This window comes from Actinomyces lilanjuaniae (assembly GCF_003606385.1).
GTDB classification, from domain to species: Bacteria; Actinomycetota; Actinomycetes; order Actinomycetales; family Actinomycetaceae; genus Actinomyces; species Actinomyces lilanjuaniae.
Genome location: NZ_CP032514.1, coordinates 2,564,632 through 2,589,091, shown reverse-complemented (window position 1 = coordinate 2,589,091; position 24,460 = coordinate 2,564,632). Strand labels below are relative to the sequence as shown.

Here is a 24,460-nt window from a genome sequence, read left to right as displayed (position 1 = left end):
ACGTTATGACGCCGTTGTCACGTCGTCGGTGCTGTCGGCGTCGTCGGTGCCGTGGGCGGGGACGTCGTCGGCCCGGAGCACGGGGTCTGGTTCCAGCCCGCTCAGGCCGTTCCAGGCCAGGTTGACCACGTGGGCGGCGACCTCCTCCTTGCTCATCGTGACCTGCTCCGTGTTCATTGTGCGGTTTCTCAACCACCACTGTGACGGGGTCGCGACCATTCCCACCAGCATCTGGGCGTACAGGGGGGCGGTGCGTGGGTCGAGCCCATGGGCGCAGAACCGGGAGGCCAGGATCCCGGAGACCTGGACGGCGACGTCGGCCAGCAGGGTGGAGTAGGAGCCTGCGGCCCTGCCCGAGCCGGCGGACAGGATCTGGAAGCCGTCCGAGGAGCTCTCGATGTAGGTCAGCAGGGCTAGGGCCGCCCGCTCGGTGATGACGGACGCGGACCGTGCGGAGCCGAGAGCCTCGGTAATCGTCGCGGAGATCGCGGCCAGCTCCCGGTCGACGATGGTGGCGTACAGGCCCTCCTTCCCCCCGAAGTGCTCATACACCACAGGTTTGGACACCTGTGCCCGTGCCGCGACCTCCTCGATGCTGGTGGCCTCGAATCCCTTCTCCGCGAAGAGGCCCCGAGCGACGTCGATGAGCTGCTCACGACGCTCGGAGGCGCTCATCCGGCGGGAACGCTTGCCGTTTCTGACGGACATGGCTCCATCATGCCGTGCTGTCTCCGTGTCTTCATGCCGTCTCCAAGAGCTCAGGAAGCCTGCCGTCGGGGCGCCGTGACAGCGGCAGTGACGACACCTCTGCGGCTCCGCCCACATCCTGGTGCCTCCGTGAGACACTATGCCCGCGCGCCTCCCCAGAGGCGGCGTTCCGCCCTGGTGTAGCGGCAGCACGCAGGCCTTTGGAGCCTTGAGGCCCGGGTTCGAGTCCTGGGGGCGGAGCGACGTACTATGTGGCTGCCCAGGCCCGTCGGGCGCGGAAGGCGCTCGGCGGTGTGCCCTGGGCGTCCCAGGTACGCACAAGTAATCAAGGGGCACGTCACAGGCGCGTTGCCAGCCAGTCATCTGTCCGGTGCACCGGGTTTCCGGGTGCCGGGCACCACCGAGGAGAGGACACGTGGCTTCTACCGCTCCCGCCGCCGTCATCGTCATGGCCGCTGGCAAAGGAACCCGCATGCGCTCGGCTACGCCCAAGGTGCTCCACGCCATCGGCGGCCGTACCCTCCTGGACCATGCAGTGACCGCTGCCAGGGGCCTGGATCCGCAGTACCTGGCTGTCGTCGTGCGTCACGAGCGTGACGCCGTCGTCGCCCACCTGGCTCAGGTAGCGCCGCAGGCCCTCGCGGTGGACCAGGACGAGGTCCCCGGCACCGGACGCGCCGTGGCCTGCGGGCTGGCGGCACTGCCCGAGGACCTCACCGGAGGGGTCGTCGTCACCAGCGGGGACGTCCCGCTGCTCGACACCGCCACGCTGGAGGCGCTTGTGGCCCAGCACGCCGAGCGTGGCGATGCTGTCACCGTGCTGACCACCGAGCTGGAGGACCCCGGTGGCTACGGGCGTGTCCTGCGTGAGCCGGACGGTGCGGTCGGCGCGATCGTCGAGGAGCGTGACGCCACCCAGGCCCAGCGGGCGGTCAGGGAGGTCAACGCCGGCGTCTACGTCTTCGACGCCGAGCACCTGAGGCAGGCTCTGGCGACACTAGGAACCGACAACGACCAGGGAGAGGTCTATCTCACCGACGTCGTCGCCCATGCCCACCGGGCCGGGCACCCTACCAGCGCCCTCGTGGTCGATGACCACTGGTTGGTGCAGGGGTGCAACGACCGCGCCCAGCTGGCTGAGCTCGGTGCTGAGCTCAACCGTCGTGTCCTGTCTGGCTGGATGGCCCAGGGAGTGGGGGTGGTGGACCCGGCGTCGGCCTGGGTGGACGTCACCGTGGAGCTGGCTCAGGACGTCCTCCTGGAGCCTGGTGTCCTGCTGCGGGGGAGGACCCGGCTGGGGCAGGGCGTGCGCGTCGGGGCCTACGCGATCTTGGAGGACGTCGAGATACCGCCCGGGCCGTCGTGCCTCCTTTCAGCCACCTGGGTGCCGATGACACCGGTGGTGAGCGCTGAGACCAGACCGGGAGCCTGGTGGGCGCCTGCTCGGGGTTCCTGCCGACACCGGTGGCAGCGCGTGCCACGGCACGGCTGCCGCAGCACTACAGGTACGGCCACGCACCACAGCCGCGGCGGCGGCGAGAAGGGATCCATGTCATGACAGGCATCATCACCACCGGCGAGAAGCGGCTGGTCATTGTCTCCGGGAGGGCTCACCCCGAGCTGGCCCAGGGGGTTGCTGCTGAGTTGGGGACGGAGGTCCTGTCCTCCACGGCCTACGACTTCGCCAACGGAGAGACCTACGTCCGCTTCAATGAGTCGGTGCGGGGATGCGACGCCTTCGTGCTGCAGTCTCACGGTGACCGTGTCAACGACTGGCTCATGGAGCAGCTCATCATGGTTGACGCCCTCAAGCGAGCCTCAGCCAAGCGTATTACCGTGGTGGCGCCCTTCTTCCCCTACGCCCGCCAGGACAAGAAGCACCTGGGGCGCGAGCCTATCTCAGCCCGTCTGGTGGCAGACCTGTACCAGACAGCGGGCGCGGACCGCCTCATGAGCGTGGACCTGCACACCTCCCAGGAGCAGGGGTTCTTTGACGGTCCCTGGGACCACCTGTGGGCGCAGCCGGTCCTGGTGGACTACGTGCGGACCCGGGTGGTCCCCGCTAACGCCACGGTGGTCTCCCCGGACGCGGGGCGTATCCGTGTGGCCGAGCGCTGGGCCAGCGCCCTGGGCGGGACCCCCCTGGCTTTTGTCCACAAGACGCGTGACGTCACGCGTCCCAACGAGTCCGTAGCCAACCGGGTGGTCGGTGACGTGGAGGGTCGCTCCTGCGTCCTGGTTGACGACATGATCGACACCGGGGGCACGATTGCCAAGGCGGTCCAGGTCCTGCTGGGCTCCGGGGCCAAGGACGTCATCGTGGCGGCCACCCACGGCGTGCTCTCCGGGCCCGCGGTAGACCGCCTGTCCTCCTGCGGCGCCCGCGAGGTCATCGTTACCGACACGCTGCCGATCCCCGTGGGTAAGCAGTTCGACCAGCTGACGATCCTGCCGATCGCCCCGCTACTGGCTCGCGCGGTCAAGGCCGTGTTCGATGACGGCAGTATCACCTCCCTCTTTGACGCCATGGGGGCGTGAGTCCTCGGCTCCCCTTCCGGTTCCGTAGATGTTTTGCAGTTTCTGACAGTGCCTCGGGGTGCGGGCTTATAGGTTCTCTTAGTGGGCCTGTAAGCGGATTGCAGGGGCGCAGGCCTGGGTAAGTATCGGTTCCGTAAAAGTACCTCCTTTTTAGTGCTGAGAGGTTGCGGCTTCGGGACAGGCATTAATACTCTGGGTCGTCCGTTGCTCTGCATGGTGCAGGCATTTTGATCTCGAAAAGGTCTCATCTATGAAATCCATTGCCGTCCGTGCGGCTGCGCCCCGACGGGGGGCTGGCCGTGCTGGCGCCTGTCTGGCCCTGCTGGCCATGGTGGTGACCATGGTGGTGCCGGTCCTGGCTCCCGCGCCCGCCCATGCTGACGTCAATACCGGCATCACGATCTCCAACTTGAGGCTGGCCAAGACGGATGCCTCGGAGAACCCGCAGTCAGGAAACCTGGACGCAGGCAGCTCGATTGCGCTCATAACCTTTGACTGGGACGCTAGCAACGCCGATCTCAGGGACGGGGACTCCTTCTCCATCGACCTGCCTGAGGAGCTCAGGTTCCGGGTGCCCCAGACGCGCGCCTTCACCCACTTTGTTGACGGTGTGGAGACGGAGGTCGGTACCTGCGTCATCGCGGAGACCAATATGACCTGCACCTTTAACGAGGTGCTGCCGCTTCTCATCCGCCAGGGCTACAACCTCCTGTCCGGGTCCGGCAAGATCCAGGGGGTGGCTGTCAAGTCCACCACGGAGGAGGAGCTTCCCTTCACCGTCAACGGCTCGCAGACCGTCATGGTGGACCTGCCCGGGCAGGGCGGTATCACCGCGCAGCAGATACGCTACGTTCCCGACGCCCTGAGCAAGGGGGCTACCGCCATGTCCGAGAGGTCAACTGGTGTGACATGGGTCATTGGCTTCGGTACTGAGAGACTTCAAGAGGAGTACGCCGCTAACGGGGTGGACGTGACCTTTGACGGTCAGACCGTCCACGAGATCGAGCTCACCGACCTCCTGGGGCCCGGTCAGTCCTTCCCTGATGGGAACCTGACCTCGTGGCGACTCACTCGGCGCAACTCTGCCACAGAGTCGAACCCGCAGACGGCTCAGGTGGTCTTGGCCAACGGTGCAGAGAGCTCGCGGGTCACCGTGCTGGGGGAGTTCAGCCTCAAGGTGGTCTACGGCCAGGAGACCGACTCGGGTCAGAGCGCCCGGATCGTGCTGACCGGCCCCTTTGCCCCCCAGAGCAACTACCAGCTGATCTATGACACCAGAGCCACGACCGAGGACGGCCTGGCTGTCCCCGGGTTTATCTATGAGAACTACGTGTCCATCGACGGCACCAGTTTTGAGCGCGACGCCACCAAGTCCTTCCTGGACTCTTTCTCTCTGACCGTCAACATGCGGCTGGGGTACGGCACCTTCTCCCTGGACAAGTACGTGACCGGCCCGGCCTCCGACCAGGTGCCTGCGGGCTCTACCTTCACGGTCAACCTCAGCTACCAGCTGCCGGAGGGCACGACCCGGGCGACCTACCCGGAGTGGGAGCCTCCGGGGACCCTCAACGCTGACCAGGCCAGTGGCACCGCCTCCTACGAGGTCATCACGGGGCGCAAGAACGTCTTTGTCGGTCCGAACCCGCCGGTGACCTTCCCTGCCGGGACCGTGGTTACCCTGACCGAGGCTGAGCCCTCCGTCCCCCTGCCCGAGGGCTACAGCTGGGGCGAGAGCCTGTTCGTGGTGGGCGGCATTCCGACCAGTACTCTGACGATCGCCAACCAGCAGGTCCTCGGTGCTGAGCTGACCAATATGGTCAGGGCCGAGCCGTCCACCTTTGAGGTCGTCAAGACCGCCTCGGGCGCCCCCGGAGTCGCGGACAAGGACTACACCTTCACCTACACCTGCTCCGACGGACAGGAGGGCACCCTGGTGGCCAGGGGGGACGGCACCCCGGTGCGTGAGACCGGCACGTCCTTCGAGGTCGGCACTACCTGCACCATCACGGAGTCCACCGAGGGTGTTGGGGTGAGCGGCTACAACCTGGAGGCCCCTCTGTCCCAGCGTCTGCGCATCGCCGCAGGTTCCGACGCCGTGGCCCAGGCCGAGTTCACCAACACCTACGTGCCTCGCACAGGTACCTTCACGGTGGCTAAGACGGTGGCCGGGGAGGGTGACTTCGCCCTGGACAAGTTCTCCTTCAGCTACACCTGCACCGACGGTACCGAGGGAACTCTGGAGGCCTACGGCACCGGCCGTGCGGTCAGCAGCCCCGAGATCGCTGAGGGTGCTACCTGTGAGATCACCGAGGACGCGGGGGTGGCCGCCAAGGAGGGCTACTCCGTGGACTCCCAGCTGTCCGACTCCACGGTGACCATCTCTCAGGACGCACCTGTGGCCGTGACTGCGGTCAATACCTACACCAAGGACGAGGGCACCTTCTCCGTGGCCAAGTCTGTGGCTGGTGACGGTGACTTCTCCGGTGACACCTTCGTCTTCGACTACACCTGCTCCACGGGTGAGAGCGGCACGCTGGAGGTTCCCGGTGACGGGACCGCGGTGTCTTCTCCCGTGCTGCCTGCAGGCGCCGTCTGTGAGGTGGCCGAGCAAGAGGGTTCTGCCGCCAGGCAGGGCTACTCGGTGGACACCGAGCTCTCTGGGGGGAAGGTGACTATCGTCACGGGCGAGGACACTGCCGTGACCGCGACCAACACCTACACCCAGGACACGGGAACCTTCTCCGTGACCAAGGAGGTTGCCGGTGACGGGGACTTCGGGGGCGCCACCTACTCCGTGGCCTATGAGTGCACGCTGCCTGACGGCTCCACGAGCTCGGACACGCTCGGTGTCGCTGGCGGCGGCACTGTCAACGGTCCGAGCCTGCCGGTGGGGACCCAGTGCGTCGTGAATGAGGAGGACGCCTCCCGGGCTGGCTACGCCCTGGCCACCAGTACGACCGTGGACGGTGAGCAGGGCTCGTCCCTGACCATCGCTAAGGACGTTACCCGTGCGGTTGTCGTCACCAATACCTACACCCAGCAGACTGGTGGCTTCGAGGTCGCCAAGACGGTGGACGGCGACGCCTCTGCTGGGGCGCCGGAGCAGTTCGTCTTCGGCTACACCTGCACCACGGATGACGGCTCGGACCCCTCCGGTGAGGTGGTTGTCAGGGCTGGGGAGTCCGCGCACGTGGACGTACCCGTGGGTGAGTGCGTCGTCACCGAGCGTGACGCCTCGGTGAGCGGGGCCGACCTGACTACAGCCATGACCGTGGACGGCCAGGCTGCTGAGGCCCAGGCCGACCAGGCCACAGTCACAGTAACCGAGGGCTCTGCTGTCGCGGTGGAGGTCACTAACACCTACACCGCACACCGGGGTACCTTCTCGGTGGCCAAGACCACCGAGGGGCTCGTCGAGGGCACCGGGCTGGGTGAGCGGGAGTTCTCCTTCTCCTATACCTGCACCGACGGCTCGCAGGGCACGCTGAGCGCCAAGGCCGACGGCCAGGTGGTCCAGGCCGAGCAGAGCTTCGCGGTGGGCACTGAGTGCACCGTTACCGAGAACGCTGGTTCCGCCCAGATTGAGGGCTACGACCTGACCGTGCCTGAGGACCAGACGGTATCGATCACGGAGCAGGACCAGGTGGCGGCTACGTCCTTCACCAACACCTACACCCCTCAGACCGGTAGCTTTACGGTGTCCAAGGCTGCCACCGGTGCTGACGAGGCTGAGGGTCTGGAGGGCAAGGAGTTCTCCTTCTCCTACATCTGTGACGATGGTACTGAGGGCACGCTGGTGGCCAAGGCTGACGGCCAGGCTGTGGACGCCGAGGCCGACGTGGTCCTGGGCAGCGAGTGCACGGTCTCCGAGGACACCGACGCCGCGGCGATTGAGGGCTACGACCTGGATGAGCCGGAGGCCCAGAAGGTGACCGTGGATTCCAAGGACACGCCTGGTGTGATCAACGTGACCAACGCCTACACCAAGCAGGCGGAGCCGGAGCCGGAACCCAGTCCAAGCCCCAGCGAGGGGCCTGCGGGTGAGCCGAGTCCTTCGGCTGGTGCGAGTGAGGAGTCGGCTGCCCCGGTGACCACGACCACTCCGAGTGAGGCCTCTGAGGGGCCTGCGGGTGAGCCGAGTCCTTCGGCTGGTGCGAGTGAGGAGTCGGCTGCCCCGGTGACCACGACCACTCCGAGTGAGGCCTCTGAGGGGCCTGCGGGTGAGCCGAGTCCTTCGGCTGGTGCGAGTGAGGAGTCGGCTGCCCCGGTGACCACGACCACTCCGAGTGAGGCCTCTGAGGGGCCTGCGGGTGAGCCGAGTCCTTCGGCTGGTGCCAGTGAGGAGTCGGCTGCCCCACCGGCCACGACCACTCCCTCGGAGGCGTTGGCTGGCCAGGACGGCTCGTCAGCCTCGTCCAGCCCGAGCCCCTCAACAGCGGCGGGTGGCGCAGCTACCGGCTCGGCTCCCCCCAAGACCGCCTCAACAGCCCCTTCCACGGGGTCCCTGGCCAGGACCGGTGTCACGATCCTGCTGCCGATTGCCATCGCCCTGGCAGCGATCGCCGGAGGGGTCGCGCTCCTGCGCCGTCGCCGGTTGTGATGCCTGTCCTGTAAGGGCGCCTGCGCGAGCACTCGCGGGCACAGAACCGTGACCCAGATACTCTGGCAATAGTTCTGAACCCCACATGAAGGGGCCGCTCACCTGTCACTGGTGAGCGGCCCCTTCCCGTCTTTGTGCTGCCACGTCTCGCGCTGTTGCAGTCGGCACAGGGGGCCTCGCATAGGGGGCCTTGCAGGGCCAGCATGGGGTCTTGCGCGGCGCCGTCCGCGCTGGGAGCCTTAGGTGTGTCCACGGGCAGCAGGTACCGGCAGGACGTACGGTTAAAGTGGTTAAAGGAGACCCAGACATGGAGTACACGGCCCTCGGCGCCACGGACATCACCATCCCCAGGCTGTGCATCGGCGGCATGAGTTTCGGGGAGGTTTTCCCCGACACCCACCAGTGGGTCATCGACCAGCCCGCCACCCAGGAGGTCATCGCCCGGGCGCTGGAACTCGGTGTTAATTTTATCGACACCGCGAACGTCTACGCCCGGGGTACCAGTGAGACCTTCATCGGGCAGTCGCTGCGCAACCTCGGCGTCGCCCGTGAGGACGTGGTGCTGGCCTCCAAGGTCTACTTCAACGAGGGGCACCTCTCGCGCGAGGCCATCGAGCGTGAGATCACCGGCACCCTGGAGCGCCTGGGCACTGACTACCTCGACCTTTACATCATCCACCGCTTCGACTATGACACCCCCGTTGAGGAGGCTATGGAGGCTCTCCACCGGCTTGTTGCCGACGGCCGTGTGAGGGCGCTGGGTGCCTCGGCCATGTACGGCTACCAGCTTCACACCATGCAGGTGGTGGCCGACGCCAACGGGTGGACCCGGTTCTCCAGTATGCAGAACCACTACAACCTGCTCTACCGGGAGGACGAGCGCGAGCTCATCCCCGTGTGCCGCCAGTACGGGATGTCGCTCACCCCGTACAGCCCGCTGGCCTCCGGCCACCTGACCCGCCCGACCTGGGACTCCGACTCGGTGCGCTCCACCACGGATGCTGTCATGCGCAGCAAGTACGACCGCGGGCGCGAGATGGACATGCCGATCGTCACCCGGGTGGCCGAGGTGGCGCAGCGCCGCGAGGTGCCCATGGCCGACGTCGCCCTGGCCTGGCACAGGGCCAGGGGCGTGGCCGCGCCGGTGGTCGGCTGCTCAAAGCCGAGCCGGGTCGATGACGCCGTGCGCGCCCTAGAGCTGCAGCTCAGCGAGGAGGATGTGGCCTACCTGGAGGAGCCCTACCAGGCCCACGAGCTCGTCGGCCTCATTCCGCACGGGGCCTGAGCCGAACGTCGCGCTGGCCGCCACCAGCCTCCCCGACGGGCCTGTGCCCCGCAGGCTCGTCTACAGGTCCATGGGAGCGGCGAAGGTGCGGAACTCGCCCCGCTCGGTGTGCAGCTCCCAGAGCCGCTGGGCTAGGGCGTCCGGCTCGTGGGAGGGCTCGCCGCCCCCGATCCCGCGAGGGATGATGAGCTGGGCCACGTGGATCCCCTCGGGGGCGAGTGCGTCGTGGAGGAGCTGGCCGTAGGCGCTCTCCCCGGCAAAGGCCACCGAGGTGCCCGTGACCCGGGAGCCCGGGCGTACGGCGGAGCCTCCGTTGACGAGCAGGATCGTGCCGCGTCCGAGCTCGCGCATACCCGGCAGCACCTGGCCCACCGCACTGACAGGCCCGTAGATGGACATCTCGACGGGTCCCACGAGGTCCGCGGCGGTAGTCTCCAGGACGGGCTTCATGAACTCGCGCGCGGGCACGGGGCTCCACTGGAGCACCTCAATGGGGCCAAGATCGCTGGCAGCGTCGGCCAGCGCCTGGGTCAGGGCAGCGCGGTCACGGCCGTCGGCGCTGTAGCCACGGGCGGCAACGCCCTCGGCGCCCAGGGCGGCGACCCGCTCGTCCAGGTGGCTGCGGCTGCGGGAGACAAGGGCGACGTCGAAGCCCTCGCGGCCGAAGTGGCGGGCAACGGCGTGGCCCAGCCCCGGGCCGCCTCCGATGATGGCAATGGTGGTCATGGCGGTGTCCTCCCGGTTGCTGGTGCTTTGACGGTTCTAGGTCACTGCTGGTCCGCCGCTGGTGTGCAGACAGCTGGTGCGGACAGCCTATGCGGGCGTTCGGCAGACTGGGAGTCACTGCCGGTACCTCCCTGATGGTCTTTGGCGCGCGAAGCACAGCGCGAGGCTTTCCGGTCCCGGTCGCGGTGCGCGGTTCTGTCTGGCGAGCGAGCGACGGGGCGGGCTTCAGTCGGTCAAGGCCGTTCGGTGCTGCGTTCCAGCGGGCAGCTCCCCGGTGGGCAGGTGCTGCCCGAAGGGCTGCGAGACGGCGGGCTGCTGTCTCCGTCCTGACGCGGGCGGGTGGGCGCTGGGGGAGGGCTGTGTGGTGGCCCGTGGGCTGGCTGGTGGCGCGCACCTTTCAGGTGAGAACGTCTCTATGGGCTGGGAGGAGAGAGTTGAGAGATATCCACTAATGTGTCGAAACGGTTTCAAAGCTTTCGGGAATGTCTCAACTTTCTCGTTGAGGTAGCGGCTGGGTAACTTTTTTGGGGGTGGACTGGGATGAGTGGCCGTCAGGAGGTTCGGAGGAGTTCTGGGCCTGTACGCTGTGTAGTCTGCTTGCAGAGTTGACCATCCCATCCCCTAGCGAAGAGGATCTGTCTATGCTGGTCTTTAGTGGCCGTGGGGCATCTGCGCCCGGTTTGCGGCTGAGGGTCGCCTGTCTGGCGCTCCTGGCCCTGTTCCTTGGCCTTCTGTCGCCCCTGCCTGCCCACGCCGATGTCAACCAAGGGATCGAGGTCAAGGATCTCACCTTGACCAAGTCTGACCGTAACGGCAACGACTCCGCAGGCGCGCTGACGACGCAGGACGTGGCCAAGCTGACCTACTCCTGGGACGCTACCGGAACCACTGTGAACCCGGGGGACTCCTTCTCCGTCAACCTGGGCAACTACTTCAGGAACCTGGAGAGCCCCAAGACGGTACCAATGACCCTGCCCTACAACGGCACGCAGACCGAGATCGGCTCGTGCTCCCTGACTGAGAAGGAGATTGAGTGCACCTTCTCTGATAGCGTCACTGACCTCAAGAACGCAGGGTTCACGAACTTCAGGGGCTCAGGAGAGGCGCTGCTCCTCGTCACGCAGACCACCACCGCGGAGGAGGTGGACATGACGGTCAACGGAAGTCAGACGGTGAGCGTGGACCTGCCCGGCACCGGGGGCATCTCGGGAGTCCCGGAGGTGGTCTACACCCCCTTCAAGTTCACGAAGATGTCCTCGGTTATCGCCTCGTCATCCTCCTCTATGATCTGGGAGGTCAACTTCGGCTCGGACTACATCAAGGAACAGCTTGCCGGGGGCGATAGCCCCATCGAGGCTGATGGCACCACCCGTCAGACCATTACCGTCACTGACACCCTCGGCGCCGGGATGGCCTTCAACCCCGATATGAGCCGGTGGTTCTTCATGGTGCGCAACAGCGCCGCCGAGCCCAGCCTGCCGGGTGTCAACGTTACTAACGCGGCGGGTACGGACCTGAGCACGACGTACGGTGACTTCGACATGGCGGTGTCCATTGAGGGCCAGGTCGCCACTATCACAGTCACTGGGCCCTTCGCCGCCCAGACCAACTACAAGATCTCCTACCCGGTGACCTTTACCTCCCAGTCGGGTACGGCCATCGCCGGGGTGCAGTACGGCAACTCGGCCTCCCTCAACGACTCCGGGGCACAGGGCGAGTTCACGCGCAGCTACACCGACTCCTTCAAGGTGATCGTGGAGATGGAGGCCGGCTTTGGCGGGTTTGAGATCCTCAAGACGCTGTCCGGTTCTGGTGTGGACGCTGTTGATGTGGCCAGCACGACCCTGCCGGTGACAGTCGAGTACACCCTTCCTGGCCCGGCCAGCTCGTATGAGGGCTGGCAGGCTCCCGGCACGCTGAGTGACGACGGGGTGAGCGGGACCACCACCATGCCGGTGAGCATCGGGCGGACCAACACCTACCCGGCAACCTTCCCCCAGGGCACTGTCATCACCCTGTCGGAGGACACCTCCAAGGCGTCCCCCGCTCCCGAGGGCTTCACCTGGGGCGAGCCGGTCTTCACCGTCGGTCAGACCGAGACCAACAGGCTGACTATTGCTGACCAGACATCCACTCGGGTCACCTTGAACAACGTGGCCGAGGTTGTTACGGCCTCGGGTACCTTCCAGGTTGTCAAGGAGGTCTCTGGGCTGGAGGAGGCCGAGGGCGGCGCGCAGAGGGAGTTCAGCTTCTCCTACACCTGCTCTGACGGCCAGACGGGTAGCGTGACTGCCACGGGTGATGGTCAGCCTGCGCAGGTTGACCAGACCTTTGAGGCGGGTACGACCTGTGAGGTCAGTGAGGACGTTGACGACGCCCAGGTAGACGGCTACGTGCTGGTTGCCTCTGAGCCGCAGACGGTGACAATCTCGGAGTCCACCGAGGAGGAGCCTGCCGTCACGGCGTCCTTCACCAACACCTACACGCGGGAGACGGGCTCGTTCTCGGTGGCCAAGATCGTCGAGGGAGGGCCCGAGGGTACGGATCAGACCTCCTTCGCCATCAGCTACACCTGTGAGGACGGTACGCAGGGGACGTTGAGCGTCCCCGGTGACGGCACCGAGGTGGAGTCGCCCCAGCTTCCTGCCGGGGCCACGTGCACCCTGGAGGAGGATGCCGACTCCGCGGCCCGGGAGGGCTACTCGGTCGTCACCTCGTTCTCCCCGGAGACGGTGACCATCACCAAGGACAAGGTCGTTGCCGTCACGGTGACCAACACCTACACGCGGGAGACGGGCTCGTTCTCGGTAGTCAAGGATGTCAAGGGTGACTACTCTCCGACGTCCTCCGACTCGGTGAAGGTGTCCTACACCTGTGACGACGCCGACTCCGCCTCGGGCACCCTGGACGTCGCGATGGACGGGACGCCGACCAGTGGGCCGAGCCTGCCCACGGGGACCACGTGCACCCTGAAGGAGGATGCCAACTCTGCCGCCCGGGAGGGCTACGCGGTGGCCACGGCCTACTCCGACACCACGGTGAGCGTGGTCCAGGGCTCCACGCCCTCGGTGACGGTGACCAACACCTACACGCGTCTTAAGGGTGGCTTCACCATCTCCAAGACGGTGGAGGGTGACGGTGCCTCCCTGGCTCCTGAAGAGTTCACCTTTACCTACACCTGTACCGATGAGGTAACCGGTGAGGCTGGGGAGTCGGTGGAGGTGACGGTCAAGGCCGGCGAGACTGTGGAGGTCTCTGAGGTGGTGAGCGGATCGTGCACGGTCAGTGAGAAGGAGGCCCCGGTAGAGGGGGCCTCGCTGACCACCCGGCTGGCTGTCAACGGCCAGGACGTCGACGGTGGGGAGGCGACCTTCGACGTCACTGGCGGTGAGGACACCGCCGTTGCCGTGTCCGCCACCAACACCTACACCCTGGAGCGTGGCACCTTCAACGTGTCCAAGACGGTGGAGGGCGACGGTTCTGAGGACATCAGCAAGAAGTCCTTCGTCTTCGACTACACCTGCAGCTCCCAGGCTGAGGGCGAGGTGACTGGTGAGCTGACGGTCGCGGGTGACGGCTCTGCCACCGAGTCCGGTCTCCAGCTGCCTGTGGGCGCCGAGTGCACGGTGACAGAGAGGGCCTCCTCGGCCCAGGTTGAGGGCTACGACGTTGCCGTCCCGCAGGCGCAGCAGCTGACTATCGAGGCTGCCGACGACGGCCAGGACCCCACGACCCTGTCGTTCACCAACACCTACACCGAGATTCCGCCGTCTGAGGACCCGACGCCCTCGCCGAGCCCGACGCCGTCTGAGGACCCGACGCCCTCGCCGGGGCCGTCAGGGTCTGAGTCCCCGCAGCCGGGTGGGACGACACCCACGACGGACCCCTCGCCGGGGCCGTCAGGGTCTGAGTCCCCGCAGCCGGGTGGCTCAGGCGCGCCGGAGCCGACCTCCTCGGGCGCGGCGGTGGACCAGGGCCCGTCCCTGGCCCGGACAGGGGCGAGCGTCCTGGTACCGCTTGTCATAGCCCTGGCCGCCATCATCGGTGGTGTTGTCCTGGTGCGCCGCCGCAAGGCCTGAGCTGCACACCAGTGCGCGGTGGCTCCTAGAAGTGCCGGGCACTGATCACGGGGGAGGGGTCCTGGGCCATGTTCACCATGGCGCAGGACCCTCCCCTCCCGTGTCGTAGGACTGCGGCAAGCCGAGCTGGGGCGAGTTGTGGCTTGTCTGTAACATCGCGCCGTGCACAGATCCTCTCCCTCCGTTATGACCAGCAGCACCACGAACGCCGCCTCCAGATCCGCCACGAGCACAGGCTCCTCCGGCTCCTGGCGGTAGTCGCCGCGGGGGTGCTGACCCTTGTGCTGGGTGCCTGTCAGCTCGGCTCCCCCAGGCCCCTGAGCGCACCCTGGCTGCTCAGCCCAGTCCCACTGCGGCTGCGGCGTATGCGACCGGGGCGCAGGAGAGCACGGAGGAGATCCCCCTGGGCGTCCCTGCCGAGCCCACGCAGGCCCCAGCAGCCCCGAGCAGGCCACACCCACAGCCTCCCCTGAGAGCTCTGCCGTCCCGTCCTCCCTGAGGTGCCGCAGACCTCTGATGTCCCAGCCTCTTCCTCCCTGGAGGAGTACCTGGCCGCCCAGTCCCTTACCGAGGCCCAGGCCAGTGGGCAGGTCCAGGTCGTCTCCTCCCTCCAGGAGGCTCGCGACACGGGTGCCACTGCTGCGCACATCGTCGTCTCCGACGGCACCTCCCACATCCACTTCCAGCAGGACCGCACCCAGGGGGCCGATGCCACTGCGACCATCGGTGGACGGGCTTACGGGGCGGTCTTCACTGACGTCGTCCCTCTCCTGGCCTTCGACGTGAGCGGGGACGCCACGCAGGTGCTCACCGACGCGGTAGCCAAGGCGGCTGAACGGGGCACAGGGGTGCGTCTGAGCCCCACCCAGGCCTACCCCCTCACCGCATCCCTGCGGATTCCCGACGAGGTGCCCTTCCTCGACGGCGCCGGTGCCACCCTCGACGTGAGTATCGCGGGGGCCACGCAGGCTGAGCCTGGCAGCGCCATCAGCCTGGCGGCCGGGTCGAGCGGAACTACCGTGACAGGCATGACCCTGGACCTGGGCGACTCCCCGTACACCATCGGTGTCCAGGGCGACGCCCTGAGCGACTCCACCATCAGCGGTATCACCATGACCGGTGTGACCTTCCGAGGCATCCAGCTCGCCGCGGGCTCGGGCCCGATGACCGGGGTGCGCATCACCGACAACAGGATCGACAATGTCGAGGGAACGACGGACACAAAGGGGGTGGCCTACTCGCTGCTGGTCACCACCGCGGTTGACGACCCCGATACCCGCTTCGTCGGCAGTGCCAGCCCCATCTGGGAGCGCTACGTCACAGACGGCACCGTGAGCCCCAACCGGTACGACAACTCGGGCCTGACAATCTCGGGCAACACCATCGTCGGGGGGTACTACGGCATCGGGCTGTCGGGTGTCACTGACAGCGTCGTATCCCACAACTCCGTGAGCACCACCATGCGCTCCATCTCTATGCAGAACAACTGCTCGAATAACCGGGTGGAGTCCAACACCCTGACCAACAGTCGTTCCTCGGCGGTGCACCTGGCCTACGGCTCCGAAGGCAACACTGTTCACGGTAACACCATCTCCTCCGACCGGGCCACCGGCCAGGGCCTCCTCCAGGCCTACCAGGGCAGCAGGAGCAACACCTTCAGCGACAACACCGTCACCCTCTCGGGGGACTCGGCTCCTGCGTGGGTGCTCTACGTCGGCCCCGACTCCAGCGGCACCACCTTTACCGGCAACACCGTGACAGGCCGCGCCACGAAGGCGCTCATCGGCATCGAGTCGATCTGGGACGGGCGCTCAGCTGACGGCTCTGCGGCCTCATACATGGCCAGTGGCTCTATTCCTAGCCCCGTGGACGGCTCCGCCGTGACCTACAACGGTGGGCGTGGCGCGCTGGACCAGGTGGCGGTTACCGGCAACGTCCTGACCCCTGGCGACGCGGGAGTCCCCGTTGTCTACGTGGGTGCTGAGGTGTCGGCGGGCCCTGACCAGAAGCAGGCCCTCATCGGCAGCATCACCAACCTCAACGTCAGCGGCAACCAGGTCGTCGGTGTGGATGCCCCTGAGCTGGTCGCCACCCACACCGGCTCCCTGCCCGGGGTCGGGACGGCCTCGATCACCGGCGACACCTCCGTGGGATCCGTCCAGGTCGGCTGACACCGCCGGGCTCCGGCCCTGCGGTGGTCCGCCTCCATGTCATCCGGTCTGAGCGCCAGCGGCGGCCTGCCCCGTCGTCTGGGCCGAGGATGGAGAGCGCAGGGACAGTGCAGGCCTCTGTCTGCGGTGCGGAGCTGGCGTGAGGATCCCTTGAGAGGGAGTGCCCTCCGCCAGGTGCTCGTGACGCCGCCGTCCCCCAGCCCCTAGACTCGCGGCCGTGCGCCTGACTGCCCTCCTGCCCCCGCTGCTCGACGACCCCCTCATCGGCCGCACCGTGCGCCAGGCGGGCTTGCCGACCCGCACCGACCGCAGCGTCGTCGTGGCTCCCGGCGCCCGCCCCGCCGTCCTGGCCGCTATGGCGCTGGGGGAGGACGGCGTGGCCGCAGCGGTCGGGCAGCCGCTGCCCGCAGGATCCGCTGGCGCGGACTCTGCCCACACGTACCCGGAACCTGGCCCGGCTGACGCCACCTACCCAGCCAGCGGCACCCCCCTGCTCGTGGTGACCGCCACCGGGCGTGAGGCTGACGAAGTGGCCGCCGCCCTGCGCAGCTACCTGCCCGACGACGACGTCGCTGTCTTCCCCGCCTGGGAGACGCTGCCCCACGAGCGGCTCTCCCCTCGCTCGGACACCGTGGCCCGTCGCCTGGCCGTCCTGCGTCGTCTAGCCCATCCCGAGGACGCCCAGTCTGCCGCGACCGCTGGGGCGGCCGGGCACAGCGCGTGCGGCCCCGTCCGGGTCCTGGTGGTCCCGGTGCGCGCGCTCCTGGCTCCCGTGATCGCCGGCCTGGGCGAGCTAGAGCCGGTACGCCTGGCACCTGGGCTGACCACTAGCCTGGAAGACGTGGCCACGCGCCTGGAGGCGGCTGCCTACACCCGCGTAGACATGGTGGAGGCCCGTGGCCAATACGCGGTGCGCGGCGGAATCCTGGACCTGTTCCCGCCTACGGAGCCCCGCCCGGTGCGCGTGGACTTCTTCGGCGACGAGGTCGAGGAGGTCTCCTCCTTCGCTGTGGCCGACCAGCGCACCATCGAGGCGCTGCCCTCGGTGACCGCCACGGCCTGCCGCGAGCTTGTCCTGACCCCTCAGGTGCGTCAGCGCGCCCACGACCTGCTCGGCTCCGTGCCCGGGGCCGCCGACATGCTGGACAAGATCGCTCAGGGGATCGCGGTGGAGGGCATGGAGTCGCTGGCCCCGGTTCTGGTGGACCGGATGGTCCCCCTGCTGGAGCTGGTGGGGGACCGGCTGATCGTCCTGCTGGAGCCTGAGCGGATCCGTAAGCGGGCAGAGGACCTGGTGGCCACCACCAGCGAGTTCCTGGCCGCCGCCTGGACCTCGGCCGCCTCTGGTGGCACCGTACCGGTGGACCTGTCCGCTGCGGCCTTCGCCCGCCTGGGTGAGGCCCGTGCCCTGGCCCTGGAGTCCAACCTGGGGTGGTGGGCGCTTACCTCCTTGCCGTCGGGTCCCGACGACGAGCAGCTGGCGCTGGCTGACCCCCGCTCCTACCGGGGAGAACTGGGCGCGGCGGTCAAGGACCTCGGCGAGATGGCCAGGCAGGGCTGGAGCGTCGTGGTGGCGACTGACGGCCCGGGGCCGGGGCGCCGCATGGCCCAGCTGCTGGCCGACGGCGACGTTCCCGCCCGTATCGTCACCCACCTCACCCAGCCTGAGGAGCTGGGATGGGGAAACACGGGCGAGGACGGTATCGGCGACGGCGTCGTGAGGGTCACCCAGGCCAGCGCCGGGCACGGCTTCCTGGCCAAGGGCCGCGCCTGGCCCTCGTGGCTGAGTCCGACCTGACCGGGCGGGCACCTGCCACCGTGAGCCAGCGACGTACCCTGCCCGCGCGGCGTGCACGGCGCAGCGTGGACCCCCTGTCCCTGCACCCCGGGGACCTGGTGGTCCACGCTCAGCACGGCGTGGGGCGCTTTGTCGAGCTGACCCGCCGAGGCGTGGGCGCCGGCAGGGCAGGCAAGACCGCAGCCAGCCGGGAGTACCTCGTCATCGAGTACGCCTCCACCCGCCGTGGACAGCCCGGTGACCGCCTCCTGGTACCCACCGACGCCCTGGACCAGGTCACCAAGTACGTGGGCGGGGACAGCCCGGCGCTCAACAAGATGGGGGGTGCGGACTGGCAGAGGACCAAGTCGCGTGCCCGCAGGGCGGTGCGTGAGATCGCCGGTGAGCTGGTGCGCCTCTACGCCGCCCGCTCGGCCACGACGGGTCACGCCTTCTCCCCTGACACCCCCTGGCAGGCCGAGCTGGAGGAGGCCTTCGCCTACACCGAGACCCCCGACCAGCTGGCTGCTATCGAGGACGTCAAGGCGGATATGGAGAGGACCCAGCCCATGGACCGCCTCGTGTGCGGCGACGTGGGCTACGGCAAGACCGAGATCGCCGTGCGCGCCGCCTTCAAGGCCGTCCAGGACGGCAAGCAGGTGGCCGTCCTGGTCCCGACCACTCTTCTGGTCAGCCAGCACGCGGAGACCTTCACCGAGCGCTACGCGGGCTTCCCGGTCACGGTCAGCCAGCTCTCCCGTTTCCAGGACGCGGACGACTCCAAGAAGGTGCTGGAGGGCCTGGCCTCGGGCTCGGTCGACGTGGTGATCGGCACCCACCGTCTCATCACCGGCCAGGTGCGCTTCAAGGACCTGGGCCTGGTCATCATCGACGAGGAGCAGCGCTTCGGTGTGGAGCACAAGGAGACCCTCAAGGCGTTGCGCACTGACGTCGACGTGCTGTCCATGTCCGCCACGCCCATCCCGCGCACCCTGGAGATGGCCGTCACCGGCCTGCGGGAGATGTCTACCCTGGCCACGCCGCCGGAGGACCGCCACCCCATCCTCACCTACGTGGGCCGTTACGAGACCAGGCAGGTCAGCGCCGCGATCCGTCGTGAGCTCCTGCGCGACGGCCAGGTGTTCTTCGTCCACAACCGGGTAGAGGACATTGACGCCACCGCCGCCCGGCTGGCAGAGCTCGTTCCTGAGGCGCGCGTTGCCACCGCTCACGGCCAGATGGGGGAGCAGCGCCTGGAGCGCGTTATCGACTCCTTCTGGCGTAAGGAGATCGACGTGCTGGTGTGCACCACCATCGTCGAGACCGGTCTGGATGTCACCAACGCCAACACGCTCATCGTGGACCGTGCTGACCGCATGGGCCTGTCCCAGCTCCACCAGCTGCGTGGGCGGGTGGGCCGGGGCCGGGAGAGGGCCTACGCCTACTTCCTCTACCCTTCCGACAAGCCCCTGACCGAGACCGCCCTGGAGCGGCTACGCACCATCGCCTCCAACACTGACCTGGGGGCGGGGATGCAGGTGGCCATGAAGGACCTGGAGATCCGGGGTGCGGGCAACCTCCTGGGAGGGGAGCAGTCCGGGCACGTCGCCGGAGTGGGCTTTGACCTGTACGTGCGTATGGTTGCTGATGCCGTGTCCGCCCACAAGAAGTCCCTGGGTACCCGGACTGGGAGCGGTCCTGTCCCGGGTTCCGCCGACGTCGGCGGGGACGCCGAGGAGACCGAGGAGACTGAGCTGCGGGTGGAGCTACCTGTGGACGCGACGGTCCCGGAGGACTACATCCCCCATGAGCGGCTGCGGCTGGAGGCCTACACCAAGTTCGCCGCCGCCCGCTCCGCCGCCGAGGTGGAGGAGGTCGTCGAGGAGCTGACCGACCGCTACGGGCCGGTGCCCGAGCCCACGCGGCTCCTGGCGGCGCTGGCCCGGCTGCGTGCCCTGGCTGCCCGGCTCGGGGTCACCGAGATCGTCGCCCAGGGAAAGTCGGTACGGTTTGCCCCGGTCAACCTCAACGACTCCGGGCGCACGCGGGTGGCCCGCCTCTACCCGGGCACCGTTGTCAAGCCTGCCACGCGCACGATTGTCGTTCCTGCCCCGGGAGCCTCGGCCCGCATGGGATCGAGCGCGGTCGGTGGGGAGGAGCTGCTGTCCTGGGCAGAGGTGCTGCTGCACGCCGTCGTTGAGGGTGACGACTCCTACGAGGTGGAGGCCACCCGGTACCGGCGCCGTTGAGCGGGAGGGGCGGCTGGACCTGGCTGTCTCTGCGGCCCGATGGTGGCATGGGGCTGGAGTCGATCCTGGTCCTGGGTGCCGCCGGAGGGTCCGTGTCCGGCTCGCCTCGGCTCGGTATCCGGCATCGGAGCACGGCTCACCTCCCGCCCAAAGCTGCATTACGATGACAATCACGGTTGTATGGCGGCGGTAGTTTTGGCTTCTGGTCGCGAGGTCGACGACGCCTGCGCCCGTCCCAGCGGCTCGCGAGCGCCCGGGGAGGTGGGAAGGTGACAACATGGATGCGGCCTGGTTGGAGGATGGTGATAGTAGCGGTTTGCCACGATGCTGCTCTGGGATTTAGAACGGTGTGATTAGATGAGCGCCCGGTTCTGTCCGCACGAGTCTGACGACCGCGCGCGGCCTTCCTGCCGACCTTGACCAGGCCCCAGCCCGTCCCAGATTGGAGCACCATGAGGATCTCGTCCTTCCGGCCCGCCTTCCGCCACCGTACGGTGGTTCGGGGCGTCACGGCCTCCCTGGCGGTGCTGGCTCTCCTGCTCACCATGCTCACCGCCCTGACCACTCCGGCGCGTGCGGCCCAGAACCCTGACATCGACGTCACTGTCACCTCCCTGGACAAGTCTGACGCCAACGGCATCGTCCAGTCGGGCTTCCTGCGGGTGGGCGACGTCGCCAAGCTGGCCTTCACCTGGGATGCGGGCGATACCGATGTCAGCAGCGGGGACTACTTCAGCATCGACCTAGGGGACGCCTTCAGGAACCGCGAGTACCCCAGGACCAACCCGATGACAGTGACGGTGGGTGGACAGCAGGTCACCATCGGCTCCTGCCAGCTGGAGGAACGCACCATCACCTGCACCTTCAACGACGAGGTCGAGACCGTCAAGGAGCAGGGCGGCTCCCTCCTGCGGGGTTCCGGGGAGGCCCTGCTCATCGCCGCCCAGGTCGTAGAGGCTGAGACCGCCGACATGGATCTCAACGGCACCACCACTGCCGTGGACCTGCCCGGGACGGGAGGCATCCTGCCGCAGGCGCAGCCCACCTACCGTCCGGCGACCTTCTCCAAGGTGGCTACGCCCCTGGCGGCAACCTCCACCACCGTGCCCTGGAGCATCACGATAGGCACCACCCACCTGGAGTCGATCCTGCCCGGGTTCGTCGCTGACGGGACCACTGAGTCCACCGTGGTCCTCACTGAGGAGGCCGGTCCGGGCCAGACCTTCGTGACTAACCTGAACAGCTGGGTCTTCCGCCGGGCCTCCTCCGCGGAGTCGGCGACCTCCCTCAACCTGGTCAACGCTGCGGGCCGGGTCTACAACTCGCCGGGTGAGGACTTCACCTACACCGTCGAGTTCAACGACGACGCCACCGTGGCCACCATGACCATCACCGGCATCTTCGAGCCGGACACGAACTACAGCGTCAACGCTCCCGGCGGCATCAACAGCGGAACGGCCGTAGAGGGCGTGATCTACCGCAACTCCGTCACCCTGGAGGGCGCTGACGTTACCGCCAGTGCCGAGCGCTACTACACCGACTCCTTCAAGATCGCCGTCGAGCTGGCCAATGGCTTCGGCGGCTTCGAGATCACCAAGTACCTGGACGGTCAGGCCCTCGACGAGATCGCCGCTGGCACCACCTTTGACGTGGACGTGGCCTACACCCTGCCCCAGGCCGCCAGCGAGTACACCGGCTGGACCCCGCCAGGCACCCTGGCCGATGACGGCCTCACCGGCACCACCACCCTGACGGTGACCATGGGGAAGGTGACAGTCTACCCGGGCTCCTTCCCCGCAGGGACCCAGATCACCCTCACTGAGGACCCGGCTACCGCCTCCCCGGACGCCTCCGCCTACCAGTGGGGCGACCCGGTGCTGCGGATCGGCAACCGGGTGACAGACACCTTCACCGTGGGCAACCGGACCTCCACGGCGCTGGGCCTGACCAACACCGCAGACTACAAGCCGGGCACCCTGGCCGTGACCAAGACCGTCACCGGCCTGGAGGCGGCCGCCCCCAGGACCTACTCCTACACCTACACCTGCGGGGAGGTCACGGGAACCATCAGCAACGTCCCCGGTGACGGGACCCCTGTCGAGGCGGGTGCTACCATCCCTGCGGGCACGGAGTGCACCGTGACCGAGGACGTGGACGCCGCAGCCATGGACGGCTATGACCTGGCAGCTCCCGACCCGGTGACCGTGACGGTCGTCCCCTCTGAGGAGGCGGTGACCGAGGCGGCCTTCACCAACAGCTACACCCGCCACACCGGGACCTTCTCCGTGGCCAAGCAGGTCGGCCCTGAGGACGTCCCCTTCCTGGCCGACACCTTTGACATCAGCTACACCTGCAACACGCCAGAGGGCGAGGAGGTCTCCGGCACACTTCAGGTGACCGGCGGCGGCTCCGCCGTCGGTGGCCCCACCCTGCCGGTAGGGACCACCTGCAGCGTCAGCGAGCCGGAGGAGACCACTCAGCGTGACGGCTACAACGTCTCCACCCTCATCACGGTTGACGGCACCGAGGGCTCCCAGTTGACGATCGCCAAGGACACTACCTCCGAGGTCAGCGTCGTCAACGCCTACACGGCGCTGACCGGCGGGTTCCAGATCTCCAAGGAGGTCACCGGTGACGGTGCCGGCCTGGCTGACTCTCAGACCTACGTCTTCACCTACACCTGCACCGGGGTCAACGGAACCACGACCACGGATACGGTCGAGCTGGTCTCCGGCGCCACCACCGCGGTTACTGACGTGCCGGTGGGCAGTTGCACCGTGAGGGAGGCCGACGCCTCCGTGGACGGAGCGGACCTCACTACCACCTGGAGCGTGGACGGGGAGGAGACTGACGGCGAGGTTACCTTCGACGTCGCCGACGGGGCCACCGCAGTGGTCCAGGCCACCAACGACTACACGGTGCACCGTGGAGGCTTCTCCGTGGCCAAGGAGGTCACCGGTGCTGAGGAGGCCGACCTGTCCGCCAAGGAGTTCGGCGTCACCTACACCTGCACGGACGGCAGCACGGGCATGCTCGCGATCGGGGCGGACGGGCAGTCCGTCTCCGGCCCGCAGGTGCCGCTGGGCACCGAGTGCACTGTCAGCGAGGACCTCGCGTCGGCCTCCCTGGCCGGGTACACCCTGACTGCCCCGGAGGACCAGGCAGTCACGGTGGAGGCTCGTGACCAGGAGACGGCGTTGACCCTGAGTAACGCCTACACCCGCCAGACGGGCTCCTTCGCGGTGAGCAAGACCGTGGACGGGGACGGGGCTGCGCGGGCGCCGCAGAGCTTCTCCTTCGCCTACACCTGCACCGGCGCCGACGGGACCACGACCACCGGCACGGTGGAGACCGCCGACGCCGACAGCGCCGTCGTCACCGACGTACCAGTGGGCCGCTGCACGATCAGCGAGGAGGATGCCTCCGTGGAGGGGACGGACCTGCTCACGCAGACGGTCCTGGACGGGGACCCGGTCATCACGGAGGAGGCCTCCCTCACCGTTACCGACGGCGGCATGGTGGCTGTCGTGGTCACCAACACCTACACCCTGCACCGAGGCTCCTTCTCCGTGACCAAGGTCGTCGAGGGACTGGAGGACGACTCTGAGGACGCTGGGGACCCCGACGCGCAGGCCGCGCCCAGGGACTATCTCTTCACCTACACCTGCACCCTTCCCGAGGACGCCGCTGATGCCGAGGGCGGTGCTGACGAGGGAGTAGTCAGCGACCAGGTCACCGTGCCTGCGGGCATGACGGTGACCAGCCCGGCCCTACCGGTGGGCACGGAGTGCACCGTGTCCGAGGACGCCGAGGCTGCTGCGGTCGATGGCTACGCCCTGGAGCCTGCGGAGGACCAGGCCGTCACAGTCAGCACCCAGGACACTGTGGAGGAGATGACCTTCACCAACACCTACACCCGCGAGGTCGAGCCGACACCGGAGCCTAGCGAGAGCTCGACACCGGAGCCAAGCGAGAGCCCGGCACCGCAGCCCAGTGGGGAACCCAGCACCGGGCCCTCCGCTGTGGTCACAAGCGGCCCCGCGACACCGTCCTCGGAGGTTCCCGCCAGTGCGAGCCCGTCACCGGGCGGCAGCTCTGTGACGGGGTCGCTGGCCAGGACCGGTGCTGCGATCCTGCTTCCCGCTGTCGCTGCCCTGGCGGCGATCGGCGGCGGCAGCCTTCTGCTGCGCCGCCGCAGGCAGTGAGTTGAGCTGGTGAGCTGAGCCTGGGTGTCGGGACCTCTTCAGGTGGGGCCCGACACCCAGGGTCCCAGCGAGCCCAGCCGGGTCTGCCGTACTGGTTCTGCGGTACCGTGCAGCAGGAGGCA

The 24,460-nt window shown here is 67.8% G+C and carries 8 protein-coding genes, 1 tRNA gene and 2 pseudogenes; 9 read left to right on the top strand and 2 right to left on the bottom strand.

Features of this window, described 5'->3' with window-relative positions:
• Window positions 1-3 precede the first annotated feature (3 nt).
• The gene (locus D5R93_RS11075) at window positions 4-708 is read right to left on the bottom strand and encodes a TetR/AcrR family transcriptional regulator (protein ID WP_119836932.1); all 705 of its coding nucleotides are present in this window, start codon (window positions 706-708) and stop codon (window positions 4-6) included.
• Between the two features lie 168 nt (window positions 709-876).
• Here D5R93_RS11075 and D5R93_RS11070 point away from each other — a divergent pair.
• From D5R93_RS11070 to D5R93_RS11050, 5 genes and pseudogenes are all read left to right on the top strand, one after another.
• Window positions 877-948: transfer RNA gene (locus D5R93_RS11070), tRNA-Gln, on the top strand.
• Window positions 949-1,180: 232 nt separating this feature from the next.
• Window positions 1,181-2,121, top strand: a pseudogene (locus D5R93_RS11065) (NTP transferase domain-containing protein).
• Between the two features lie 141 nt (window positions 2,122-2,262).
• Window positions 2,263-3,246 (top strand): ribose-phosphate diphosphokinase, encoded by a 984-nt coding sequence (locus D5R93_RS11060; RefSeq protein WP_119836930.1) that lies wholly within the window; start codon window positions 2,263-2,265, stop codon window positions 3,244-3,246.
• Window positions 3,247-3,496: 250 nt separating this feature from the next.
• The gene (locus D5R93_RS11055; protein ID WP_120205260.1) at window positions 3,497-7,846 is read left to right on the top strand and encodes a DUF5979 domain-containing protein; all 4,350 of its coding nucleotides are present in this window, start codon (window positions 3,497-3,499) and stop codon (window positions 7,844-7,846) included.
• 307 nt (window positions 7,847-8,153) lie between these two features.
• The gene (locus D5R93_RS11050; RefSeq protein WP_120205257.1) at window positions 8,154-9,131 is read left to right on the top strand and encodes an aldo/keto reductase; all 978 of its coding nucleotides are present in this window, start codon (window positions 8,154-8,156) and stop codon (window positions 9,129-9,131) included.
• 60 nt (window positions 9,132-9,191) lie between these two features.
• Here D5R93_RS11050 and D5R93_RS11045 read toward each other — a convergent pair whose 3' ends face one another.
• Window positions 9,192-9,857, bottom strand: coding sequence for an SDR family NAD(P)-dependent oxidoreductase (locus D5R93_RS11045; RefSeq protein ID WP_120205255.1), 666 nt, complete (start codon window positions 9,855-9,857; stop codon window positions 9,192-9,194).
• 641 nt (window positions 9,858-10,498) lie between these two features.
• Between D5R93_RS11045 and D5R93_RS11040 the strand changes: the two genes are divergently transcribed.
• The 4 genes and pseudogenes from D5R93_RS11040 to D5R93_RS11025 all read left to right on the top strand — a co-directional run bounded on the left by D5R93_RS11040 (window position 10,499) and on the right by D5R93_RS11025 (window position 24,338).
• Window positions 10,499-13,936: a DUF5979 domain-containing protein gene (locus tag D5R93_RS11040; protein ID WP_162933937.1), complete on the top strand. Its 3,438-nt coding sequence runs from the start codon at window positions 10,499-10,501 to the stop codon at window positions 13,934-13,936.
• Between the two features lie 500 nt (window positions 13,937-14,436).
• A complete protein-coding gene (locus D5R93_RS11035; RefSeq protein WP_120205251.1) occupies window positions 14,437-16,107 on the top strand; it encodes a NosD domain-containing protein in 1,671 nt (556 codons plus the stop codon).
• A gap of 217 nt (window positions 16,108-16,324) precedes the next feature.
• Window positions 16,325-20,133 (top strand): annotated as a pseudogene (mfd, locus tag D5R93_RS11030) (transcription-repair coupling factor).
• Between the two features lie 452 nt (window positions 20,134-20,585).
• Entirely contained in the window at window positions 20,586-24,338 is a 3,753-nt protein-coding gene (locus D5R93_RS11025) for a DUF5979 domain-containing protein (RefSeq protein WP_120205249.1), read from the top strand.
• Window positions 24,339-24,460 lie beyond the last annotated feature (122 nt).